Below are 10,924 nucleotides of genomic sequence, written 5' to 3'. Positions count from 1 at the left end.
ACGCCAGTTGGCGTCGTTTTTTTATGGGCGCAAGTCAGAGGCGACTTATACCTTGGCGGGCAGGCTCAGGCGAGCGACAGCTTCGACGTGCATGGAGTGCGGGAACATATCGACCGGCTGCACCTCATCCAGCACGAAGCCCTGCTTGACCAGCCAGGCGAGATCGCGGGCCAGAGTCTGCGGGTTGCAGGAGACATAGACCAGACGGCGCGGGGCCATGGCCACCAGGGTCTGCAGTACGGCCTTGTCACAGCCTTTGCGCGGCGGATCCATCACCACCACATCAGCACTCACCCCTTCGGCGTGCAGGGCAGGCATCAGCTGCTCCGCTTTGCCGACATGGAACTCGGTCTGCTCGATGCCGTTGAGAGCCGCATTGCGACGGGCATCGCTGATGGCGCTCTCGACCGACTCGATCCCCACTACCTTGGCGGCCTTGCCAGCCAGGAACAGGGAGATGGTGCCGATACCGCAATAGATGTCGAACACCGTCTCGTTACCGGTCAGCTCGCAATACTCCAGCGCCTTGGAGTAGAGCACGTCGGTCTGGCTCGGGTTGTTCTGGAAGAAGGAGAGCGGCGAGATCTCGAATTCGAGTTCGTGGATCTTGTCGCGGATCACCCCGCTGCCCAGCAGCACCCGGTTGTTGTCGCCCAGAATGCGGTTGGTGCGCGCTTCGTTGATGTTCTGCACCAGGGTAGTGATCGGCAGATCCTGCAGAGCCGCCAGCAGCTCGGCTTCGAACGGCAGCTCCTCGCTCAGGGTCACCAGCACCACCATCAGCTCGCCGCTCTTGAAGCCCTTGCGGGTCATCAGGTTGCGCACACAGCCGGTGTGGTTCACCTCGTCATAGGCCGCGATGTCGTGCGCGCGCATCCAGTTGCGCACCCGGGCGTTCAGCTCCACGTGCAGCGAGTCCTGCACCGCACAGTCATCGGCGGTGATGAGATCGTGGGAGTGCTTGCGATAAAAACCGATCTCGGCACCGGCGTCACAGCCGCGCACCGCGTACTGCGCCTTGTTGCGATAGGCGAACGGGGTCTCCATGCCGAGGATGGGATTGACCACGGCCTCACCCAGCCCGACCTGCTCCAGGGCGCTCTGCACCAGACTCTGCTTGAGCTTGAGCTGGGCCGGATAGGCCAGCGGGCGCACCTGACAGCCACCGCACTCGGTGTTGGGGCAGAAGTCGGCTACCCGGTCGGCGGAGGGCTGGAGCAGCTCGGCGACCTTGCCGTGCAGGTAGTTGGGCTTCACCTCGGTCAGTTCGACCAACGCCTGCTCACCCGGCAGCAGACCTTCGACAAACAGGGGGCGGTCGAACAGGCGTCCTTTGCCATCTCCTTTGTCGGTCAGTTCCAGGATCTCGATCTGGTGTTGATGTCCCACTAGCGGCATGAGCGGCTCCAAAAGTGCAAATAAAGAGGGGGAGACGGGGCCGGTTTGGCCGACCCGTCACGAAAAGGTGGCAGAGTTTAGCGGAGATCCGGCCAAATTGCAGGCATTAAAAGCCCAATGGTTGTGGTACTACCCGCCCCGCTTTTTCATCCCGGCCAAACCGCGCAATGGCAAGGCCCCGCCAGCCCCCGTTCCCGCGGGTTGCGGCAAGATCAGCATCGTCAGGATCGGCCAATCCCCCTAGCGAGCCCTCACTGGCAAGCTGCGGCCCGTTACAGGGACAAACAGCGCGATATAAATCAAATTTATGGTTTTTTCCAAAATGGCCAAACTTTTACTTATACCAAGCCAATTGCGGTCACATGCGTCTCCGGCAAGCCGGTGATGGCCAGCCGGGCATCCCCTTCGATCCGGACAAGATGGCCAGCCCGCACCGCCCTTTCGCGGCTGCGGCAAATTTAGCCCTTGGGCCGCAACGTCCAGCCTGTTAAAATTCCGCCCTTGAAATTATCCTGGGCCCCGCGCCCGTTCTAGCTAAGGTCTACCGCGATGCGTACCAGCCAATATCTGCTTTCCACTCTCAAGGAAACCCCCTCCGACGCTGAAGTTGTCAGCCACCAGCTGATGCTGCGCGCCGGGATGATCCGTAAACTGGCCTCCGGCATGTATGCCTGGTTGCCAACCGGTCTGCGGGTACTGAAGAAAATCGAGAACATTGTTCGCGAAGAGATGAACAATGCAGGTGCCATCGAAGTCTCCATGCCGGTGGTTCAGCCCGCCGAGCTGTGGCAGGAGTCCGGCCGCTGGGATGACTACGGTCCCGAGCTGTGCCGTCTGACCGACCGTCACAACCGTCCCTTCGTGCTGGGCCCGACCCACGAAGAGGTGATCACTGCGCTGGTGCGTTACGAAGTGAACAGCTACAAGCAGCTGCCGCTCAACCTCTACCAGATCCAGACCAAGTTCCGCGACGAAGTGCGCCCCCGTTTCGGCGTGATGCGTGGCCGCGAATTCCTGATGAAGGATGCCTACTCCTTCCACATCGACAAAGAGTCTCTGGTCGATACCTACGAGAAGATGCACGCCGCCTACTGCAAGGCGTTCACCCGCATGGGTCTGAACTTCCGTCCGGTGCAGGCCGATACCGGCTCCATCGGTGGTACCGGTTCCCACGAATTCCAAGTGCTGGCCGAGAGCGGTGAAGACTTGATCGCCTTCTCCGATACATCAGATTACGCCGCCAACATCGAGATGGCCGAAGCGCTGGCGCCGGCTGGCGAGCGCGCTGCCGCAACCAAAGCCCTGACCAAGGTTGCCACCCCGAACGTCCACACCATCGACGAAGTGGCCGCCTTCCTGAACGTGGCGCCGACCGCCATCGCCAAGACCCTGCTGGTACTGGCAGAGGAAGATGAGCACGGCAAGCAGGCCGTCATCGCGCTGGTACTGCGTGGCGACCACGAGCTGAACGAAATCAAAGCCGAGAAGCTGGCTGGCGTGGCCAACCCGCTGACCTTCGCCAACGACGAGCAGATCAAAGCGGCCGCCGGTTGCGACGCAGGCTCCATCGGCCCGGTCGGCTTTGCCGGTCGCATCATCGTCGATCGCAGCGCCGCCCATCTGGCGGACTTCGTCTGCGGCGCCAACGAGACCGGTTTCCACCTGACCGGTGCCAACTGGGATCGCGACATCACCGCTTACGAAGTTGCCGACCTGCGCAACGTAGTGGAAGGCGACCCGAGCCCGTGCGGCCAGGGCAAGCTGCTGCTCAAGCGCGGTATCGAAGTGGGCCACATCTTCCAGCTGGGTACCAAGTACTCCGAAGCGATGAAGGCGAGCGTGCTGAACGAAGGCGGCAAGTCCGTCACCATGGAGATGGGTTGCTACGGTATCGGGGTTTCCCGTCTGGTGGCTGCCGCCATCGAGCAGAACAACGACCAGTACGGCATCATCTGGCCGGACGCCATCGCCCCGTTCGAAGTGGCCATCGTGCCGATGAACATGCACAAGTCAGTGCGCGTTGCCGAGCTGGCCGAGCAGTTCTACGCCGAGCTGAAAGCGGCCGGTGTCGACGTGCTGTTCGACGACCGTAAAGAGCGCCCGGGCGTGATGTTCGCCGACATGGAGCTGCTGGGCGTGCCGCACGGCATCGTCATCGGCGAGCGCGGCATGGACAACGGCGTGGTGGAGTACAAGTGCCGCCGCACCGGCGAGAAGCAGGAAGTGGCCATCAGCGACATCGTCGCCATGATCAAGGCCAAGCTGGGGCGTTAAGCCCCACTGCCGCGTTAACGAACGCACTCAAAATGGTGCCAGTCAGCCAATGCTGACTGGCATTTTTTATTGCTCGCTCTGACGGATGGCCCTGTTGCATCAGAATGCCGGGTATCTTCCTGCACAGTCTCCTGACTCCTGACTCCTGACTCCTGACCGCCAAACCGCGCCACCAGCTCTCGTAAGGAGGTGTCGCTATGTTGGGGTGATCTGACGGGAAATACCGGAAATCCCCCTCCATGTGCTCAATATGGCTCTGTGTAAATAAACTGTGGGACAATCCAGTCTTGCGGCGATATATAACCGATATTTAACAGAAATATCTGCCTAGCACGCCTTTAATTGCCATAAAACCCCCAAGTGAGCACCCGCAATTACTTTTTCACCACCCGTGAGCGCTCTCACAATCAGCACCACATTCTATTGTCTCTCGTTAATTTCAGGACTATCTCTTGACGCAAATATCAATTGCGTTTTTTAACCGGGGGGATATATGCAAGTCAAAGTGATTGAGAGAACCTTCAGACTGGTCGGCGAAAATGAACTTTTTGCTCAATTTACCTTTATTACATCGGGAATTATACATATCTGGTTTCCAACGACGGGACTGCAAATGGAAGCACACCGTAATCATATTCATGTTCAAGACAGCACAATTATATATACCGATGGCCTCAGCTCAGACCAGCATCGTGCCCTCTGGTCGTTAACTCTGCACAGCGAAGACATCAAGGAGTTCATCTCCATCATCTCTTGATGTACCCCATCACCCGTGAAACCTGGTGACGATAGTCCAGTCCGCTCAACCGCTGGCAAAGCTCATCATGGCCAGGATGGAGAAATGACGCTGTATATAAAAACCTTCTATTTCCTATGGTTATGTTTTTGTCGATGTGGCTTGCTTGACAAAAAACGTACAGAGATTGATGCTAAGTAATAGGCAACTTACTTTACTTCGAGACCAGACCAGATGGCACGTCATCCCAAGCATTTACCGAGCGAAGAGCGGCAAGCCGCCACGATCCAGACGGTCATCACACTGCTGGCCAAGCATCACCCCGGGGAGCTCACCACCACCATCATTGCGCAGCACATGGGGCTCACCCAGGGGGCCCTGTTCAAACATTTTCCCACCAAGGATGCCATCTTCCAGACGGTGATGGAGTGGATCGCCAACACCCTGCTCTCCCGTCTCGAACGTGCCATAGAGGGTATCGAGTCAGCACCGGCTGCACTGGAAGCCATGTTTATGACGCACGCTGAATTTGCAGCTCATCACCCCGGTATTCCGAGAATGATGTTTGGCGAGCTGCAAAAGAGCCGAGCCTCGCCAACCAGAGCGATTGCCAAGACATTGTTATTACGTTATCGGGCGATGTTGATTAAATTAATGCAGCAAGGTATTGCAAACCATGAATTTCCATCAACTCTGGATATGGATGCTGCGGCGACATTATTCATCGGCATGCTCCAAGGTTTGATTATGCAGGCCGTCATTGCCGAGGATATGGAACAACTCCAGAAGCAGGCTCCGGGGGTATTTTCAATATTCCTTGCCGGAATTACCCATCCTGAATCTGCTTCAGCAGCGACCAGCTAAATTTATTACTGATTTAATCCATCACCAAATAATATGACCGGTAATCATAGTAGCATAACATGATTGCCATATTGGCCGCTGCGTGGAGCCTCTAAATTATGCGACATCCTTTGTTCATGTTAATCATCGCTCAACTATGTCTGACCCCATTAATAAGTGATGCCGCAGAAAACAAAATGGCGACGGCAATCACGACGGTGACGCCACAGCGGCAGCTCTGGCCTGACATCATTCCGGCAATGGGCGTTGTTACACCCTGGCAGGAGGCCATCGTCAGCGCCAATAGCGGCAACATGGCGGTGGTGGAAATCAACGCCGCTGTCGGTGATCTGGTCACTCGAGGCACCTTGCTGGCTCGGCTGGATGACAGGATCGCCAGAGCAGATGTGCAGCGAGCCCAAGCCGAGCTCATCAAGGCCGAGGCGAGCCTGCAGCAAAACCTGGCCAATGCCCAGCGCATGCGCAGGCTCTATCAGGCAAAGAGTGTCAGCGATCAGGATCTGCTCAAAGTGGAAACCGAGCTCAAGCTGGCTCAGGCGCAGGAGCTATCTGCCAAGGCATCACTGACCAGTCAGCAGGTGCGTCTGGACGATACCCGCATCATTGCGCCGGATGATGGTCTTATTACTGCTCGCAATGCCACGTTGGGGCAGGTACCAGCCACAGGCACCGAACTGTTTCGGCTCATACGGCAAAATCGCCTTGAGTGGCGCGCCGAACTGACCGCCGCCAAGATGGAGCAAGTCAAGCCGGGCCAGCATGTCTCCTTGCTCCTGCCATCCGGTGCCAGAACGGAAGGGCAGGTCAGGCAGCTGGCTGGCGCACTCGACAACAACAGCCGGATGGGTACTGCCTATGTCGATATCCTGCCGGGCAGCGGTGCCAAGTCGGCCATGTATATCGGTGGCCAAATTGAAGTCGAGAAACGGCAGGCACTGACCATCCCGGCACAGGCGCTGCTGATCCGGGATGGCCGCAGCGTCGTTTTCCGCATCGACGATGGCAAGGCCTATATGCAGGAGGTCACCGTGGGCCTGCGCCGCGACAATGCCGTCGAAATCACCCGGGGCATCCGGGAAAACGACCTGATTGCCCTCAAGGGGGCCGGGTTCCTCAACAATGGTGAAGCCATTCGCGTCATGACCGCCAAAGGCAAGGAGTAACCATGAATCTGGCAACCTGGTCGATCCGCAACCCCATTCCCTCCATTCTGCTGTTTATCATGCTGACCCTGGCCGGCGTGGCCGGCTTCCAGAAGCTCGGGATCCAGGATTTGCCGGATCTCGATTTACCGACCGTCAAACTGGAACTCCGTCAGCCGGGCGCCAGCCCCTCCCAGCTGGAAACCGATGTCGCCAAAAAGGTGGAAGATTCGCTGGCGACCGTACGTGGTCTGCGCCACATGACCACCAAAATTAACGATGGAGTGGTCACCATCACGGTGACCTTTGATCTGGAGCGCAATCTGAATGAAGCCTTGTCCGACACCAAGGATGCGGTGGATCGGATCCGCAACGATCTGCCCGATGACCTGCAGGAGCCTATCGTCAGCAAGGTGATCGCGGGGCCAGGCGGCGCCATGCTCACCTATGCCATTGCCAGCGACAAGATGAGTGAAGAGGCCCTGTCGTGGCTGGTTGACAACGAACTGGCCAAGGCGGTGCAAGCCGTTCCCGGCATCACAGATTTCACCCGGATCGGTGGCGTGCGCCGGGAAGTGCGCATCGAAGTCGATCCCATTCGTCTCTCCGGGCTGGGGGCCACTGCGGCTGATGTATCGCGCGCGCTACGCAGTGTCCAGCAGGAGTCATCCGGCGGACGGGGTCAGATGGGTGGGGCTGAGCAGAGTGTGCGAACCCTGGCGACGGTACAGCAAGCCGACCAGCTGCGCGCCCTGCCGGTGGTGCTGAGTGATGGACGCAAAATCCGTCTGGACGAGATCGCGACCGTCCAGGATACAACTGCCGACAGAACCCAGTCGGCCATGCTGGATGGCAAACCTGCGGTGGGATTTCAACTCTGGCGCACCAAGGGGTTTGACGAAGTGCGCATTGCTGCAGGGGTAGAGCAAGCGCTGAAGGAGATCCAGCACAAATATCCCGATATCAAGTTGCTACGGGTCAACAGCACGGTCGAGCATACCGAGGAGCAGTACGAAGGTTCGATGCACATGCTCTATGAGGGCGCCATTATCTCCGTGCTGGTAATCTGGCTGTTCCTGCGCGACTGGCGAGCCACCCTGATAGGGGCGGTCGCACTCCCTCTCTCCATCATACCGGCCTTCGCCTATATGCACTGGGCAGGCTATACGCTCAACACCATTACGTTGCTGGCGCTGGCGGTCGTCGTCGGGATCCTGGTCGATGATGCCATCGTTGAGGTCGAGAACATCGCCCGCCATATGAACAAGGGGAAAAGTGCCCGGGAGGCCACTGAAGACGCGGTCAACGAGATTGCGCTGGCAGTAGCGGCGACCACCACCACGCTGATCGTGGTGTTCCTGCCCACCGCCATGATGAGTGGTGTCCCCGGTCTGGTATTCAAGCAATTTGGCTGGACCATAGTGATTGCCGTCGGCCTCTCTTTCATGGTCGCCCGCATCATCACCCCCATGATGGCGGTCTGGCTGATCAAACCCGGTCTGCACCAGCAAGAGCACGATGGCCCCACCATGCAATTCTATCTGCGACTGGCTCGCTGGTGCCTCGATCATCGTCTGAAGACCTTGCTCATCGGGGTCGGTCTGTTTGTACTCTCCGCCGCCCTGTTGCCGCTGCTGCCTACCGGCTTTATTCCGCCGGCTGATCGGGGTAGCACCACCATCAGCATTGAGCTGCCTCCGGGAGCCAGCATCAATCAAACCATGGAGATGGCCGAGGAGGCCAGAAATGCGCTGATTGGCACTGAAGGCGTGAAGTCCATGTTCGCCTATGCCGGCAATGCCTCGGCCAATGATCCCGGTGAAGTACGCTTTGCCAGCCTGGTCGTCGTGCTTGCCGAACGTGGGGAACGTCCGAAACAGAGGGAGATCGAGCTGGCCATGCGGCAGCGGTTGGCTGATGTTCCCGGTGCCCGCTTCTCATTTAGCAGCGGTGGCTCGGGTGAAAAACTCGAGCTGGTGCTCTCCAGCTCAGATACACACGCGCTGATGAATAGCGCCAAACAGCTGGAACAACAGCTACGTGGCTTGCCATTTCTCCACAACGTGACCTCGACAGCCAGTCTGGAGCGGCAAGATGTAGTCATCCGACCCGATGCCGATCAAGCTGCCGAGAGCGGTGTAACAACCCAGGCCATTGGCGACACCTTGCGGGTCGCGCTGGCAGGAGATCGCGAGTCCTCGCTCTCCAAACTGAATCTGGAACAGCGACAACTGGATATCCGGGTGCTGTTGCGCGGGGAGATGCGCCAGAACCTTGAGGCTATTGCGGCGCTGCGTGTACCAGGTCGCACCGGACTGGTTCCTCTTGGCAACGTAGCCGCAATTGGGCTGGAGAGCGGCCCATCACAAATAGACAGATTTGATCGCGAACGTCAGGTCACGCTGACAGCAGATCTGGGGGGTTATGCCTTGGGCAATGCCCTGAAAGCGGCTAAAGCGCTGCCTGCTCTGCAGGACCGCCCGGAACAGGTACGGCTGCTGGAGTCTGGCGATGCAGAAACCCAGGCCGAGCTGTTTGCCGGCATGAGCGGTGCCATGATTGCGGGTGTGCTTTGCGTTTACGGGGTACTGGTGCTGCTGTTCAAGGATTGGTTCCAGCCTCTGACCATCCTCTCCGCCGTCCCGATGGCCGCGGGAGGTGCCTTTGCCGCCTTGCTGCTGACCCACGGCGAATTGAACCTGCCATCGCTCATCGGGCTGGTCATGCTGATGGGGATCGTCACAAAGAACTCGATACTGGTAGTGGATTTTGCCATCGTAGCCAGACAGCAGGGGATGAGCCTGCGCGATGCCCTGCTCGATGCCTGTCATAAACGGGCACAGCCGATCACCATGACATCGGTCGCCATGACGGCGGGTTTGCTGCCACTTGCGCTGGGCTTTGGCGCGGATGCCAGCTTCCGCCAACCGATGGCCATTGCCGTAATAGGGGGGTTACTGTCAGCCACCGCCATGAGCCTGCTGATGGTGCCGGTTGTCTACAGCTATGTGGCCGACCTGGAGAGCTGGCTGAAAGGGAAACTGGCCAGCAGAAGCAGCCAAGCAGGGCTGCACCAATGATCGATTTTGCTATCAGCTAAAAAACAAGGGAGGCATTACGCCTCCCTCTTTCTTTAACCTGAGCCTGCGCGGCAAGAGAAAAAGCTACTCGTTGCGACCGATAAAGAGGTCGGTCACGTGGCAGCTGCTGCGAGCTTCCAACGCATCGAGCATGTAGGCGGCGGCATCTTCCGGAGTCATGAAACGGGTCGGGTCGACGTGATCCGAGTTGTCCCAGAAGGCGCTGCGGATCCCGCTCGGGTAGAGGTTCACCAGCCGCAGCGGCGAGCCTTTCAGCTCGGCGCGCAACGACTCCAGAAAGCCGCGCATCCCCCATTTGGAGGCGCAGTAGAGGCTCTCGTTGGCCTTGCCCACCTGCGCGGCAGAGGAGAGCACGTTGGCCAGCACCCCGCCTTTCTCGCCGATGAGGCGCACCGTCTGCTGGGCCACCAGAATGGTGGAGACAAGATTGCTCTCCACCACACTGCGGATCTGCTCGGCGGTGTAGATGCCGACCGGGCCGAATTCACCAACCCCGGCGCAGTGGATCACCATCTCGGGCAGGCCGCCCCACTCGACGGCGGCGGCAAAAGCCATCTCCACCTCTTCGTGGTGCGCCAGATCGGCGGCAATGCCGATCACCGCCTGACCGAGCTGATCTTCCTGCTCCTGCAACTTCTCGTAACGGCGCCCCATCATGGCAACCCGATGGCCCCGCTCAACCAGCCCTGCGGTCAAGGCGCGGCCCAGACCGGAACCGGCCCCCGTCACTATGATGTAGCCCATTACTTCTCCTTGTCGTCAGACGCTCAGATTAGAAGGTGAATTCGCCGCCCATGAACCAGCCGTCGATACGCTGGTCGACGTTGTCGAAGTCCACATTGGCTTCACGCCAGCCGGCGCGCAGCTTGACCGGCATGTTGGAGAACTTGTAGGAGGCACCCAGACGGTAGTCATAGTTGTCCACATCGTGAGTACGCAGATCACCGAAGAAGGCGAAACCTGTGTTCGGGATGTAGAGTTCGCTACCGGCGTAGGCCATCACGGTGTCCTTGTCGTAGCCCTTGCGACCGTAGGAGGTCAGCTCGCCATCATAGTAACGACCGGTCAGACCCAGATCGATCTTGAACAGATCGTTGTTGAACAGACGGTAGTAGAGGTTCAGATCGTAGGCAGTCAGCTCGTTCTTGAAGGCGCCGCCGGAGGTGCTGAAGTCGGAGATCTCAAACTTGGCGTTCGGCAGGAAAATGATGCCGTGTTCCAGCTGCAGGTAGCCGTTCCAGTTGTAGTGATCGTCATAGTTGGTGCTGGCACCATAAACCTGACCACTGCCCTGGGCATTCCATACGTCGGCACCGGCGGCGAAACGCCAGTCATTGGCGGCCATGGCACCCTGGCTGCACAGGGCAAACAGAACACCGGCAATCAGCGTCTTTTTCATCACTTCACTT

General features: G+C 58.7%; 8 protein-coding genes. 5 read left to right on the top strand and 3 right to left on the bottom strand.

Features of this window, described 5'->3' with window-relative positions; all coding sequences use genetic code 11:
- Nucleotides 1-45: 45 nt before the first annotated feature.
- Nucleotides 46-1,398: a 23S rRNA (uracil(1939)-C(5))-methyltransferase RlmD gene (gene rlmD / locus AAHA41_RS20975; RefSeq protein WP_323070784.1), complete on the bottom strand. Its 1,353-nt coding sequence runs from the start codon at nt 1,396-1,398 to the stop codon at nt 46-48.
- Between the two features lie 549 nt (nt 1,399-1,947).
- On the opposite strand from rlmD, the gene AAHA41_RS20970 reads away from it, so the two are divergent.
- From AAHA41_RS20970 to AAHA41_RS20950, 5 genes are all read left to right on the top strand, one after another.
- A complete protein-coding gene (locus tag AAHA41_RS20970; RefSeq protein ID WP_124241650.1) occupies nt 1,948-3,672 on the top strand; it encodes a proline--tRNA ligase in 1,725 nt (574 codons plus the stop codon).
- Nucleotides 3,673-4,165: 493 nt separating this feature from the next.
- Nucleotides 4,166-4,429: a hypothetical protein gene (locus AAHA41_RS20965; protein ID WP_323070785.1), complete on the top strand. Its 264-nt coding sequence runs from the start codon at nt 4,166-4,168 to the stop codon at nt 4,427-4,429.
- Between the two features lie 213 nt (nt 4,430-4,642).
- The gene (locus tag AAHA41_RS20960; protein ID WP_323070786.1) at nt 4,643-5,272 is read left to right on the top strand and encodes a TetR/AcrR family transcriptional regulator; all 630 of its coding nucleotides are present in this window, start codon (nt 4,643-4,645) and stop codon (nt 5,270-5,272) included.
- A 176-nt stretch (nt 5,273-5,448) separates the two neighbouring features.
- Nucleotides 5,449-6,435 (top strand): efflux RND transporter periplasmic adaptor subunit, encoded by a 987-nt coding sequence (locus AAHA41_RS20955; protein WP_323070787.1) that lies wholly within the window; start codon nt 5,449-5,451, stop codon nt 6,433-6,435.
- Between the two features lie 2 nt (nt 6,436-6,437).
- Nucleotides 6,438-9,494, top strand: coding sequence for an efflux RND transporter permease subunit (locus tag AAHA41_RS20950; protein WP_323070788.1), 3,057 nt, complete (start codon nt 6,438-6,440; stop codon nt 9,492-9,494).
- A gap of 84 nt (nt 9,495-9,578) precedes the next feature.
- On the opposite strand, the gene AAHA41_RS20945 is transcribed toward AAHA41_RS20950, so the two are convergent.
- Complete coding sequence (locus AAHA41_RS20945) at nt 9,579-10,259, bottom strand: SDR family oxidoreductase (protein ID WP_219271693.1); 681 nt, start codon at nt 10,257-10,259, stop codon at nt 9,579-9,581.
- A gap of 28 nt (nt 10,260-10,287) precedes the next feature.
- On the bottom strand, nt 10,288-10,914 hold the full coding sequence (locus tag AAHA41_RS20940) for a TIGR04219 family outer membrane beta-barrel protein (protein WP_033115111.1): 627 nt from the start codon (nt 10,912-10,914) through the stop codon (nt 10,288-10,290).
- Nucleotides 10,915-10,924: the final 10 nt, after the last annotated feature.

Source organism: Aeromonas sp. SER (assembly GCF_038739615.1).
Taxonomy (GTDB): domain Bacteria; phylum Pseudomonadota; class Gammaproteobacteria; order Enterobacterales; family Aeromonadaceae; genus Aeromonas; species Aeromonas jandaei.
Note: the sequence above shows the minus strand (reverse complement) of the source record. Positions and strands in the feature narration are given on the sequence as shown.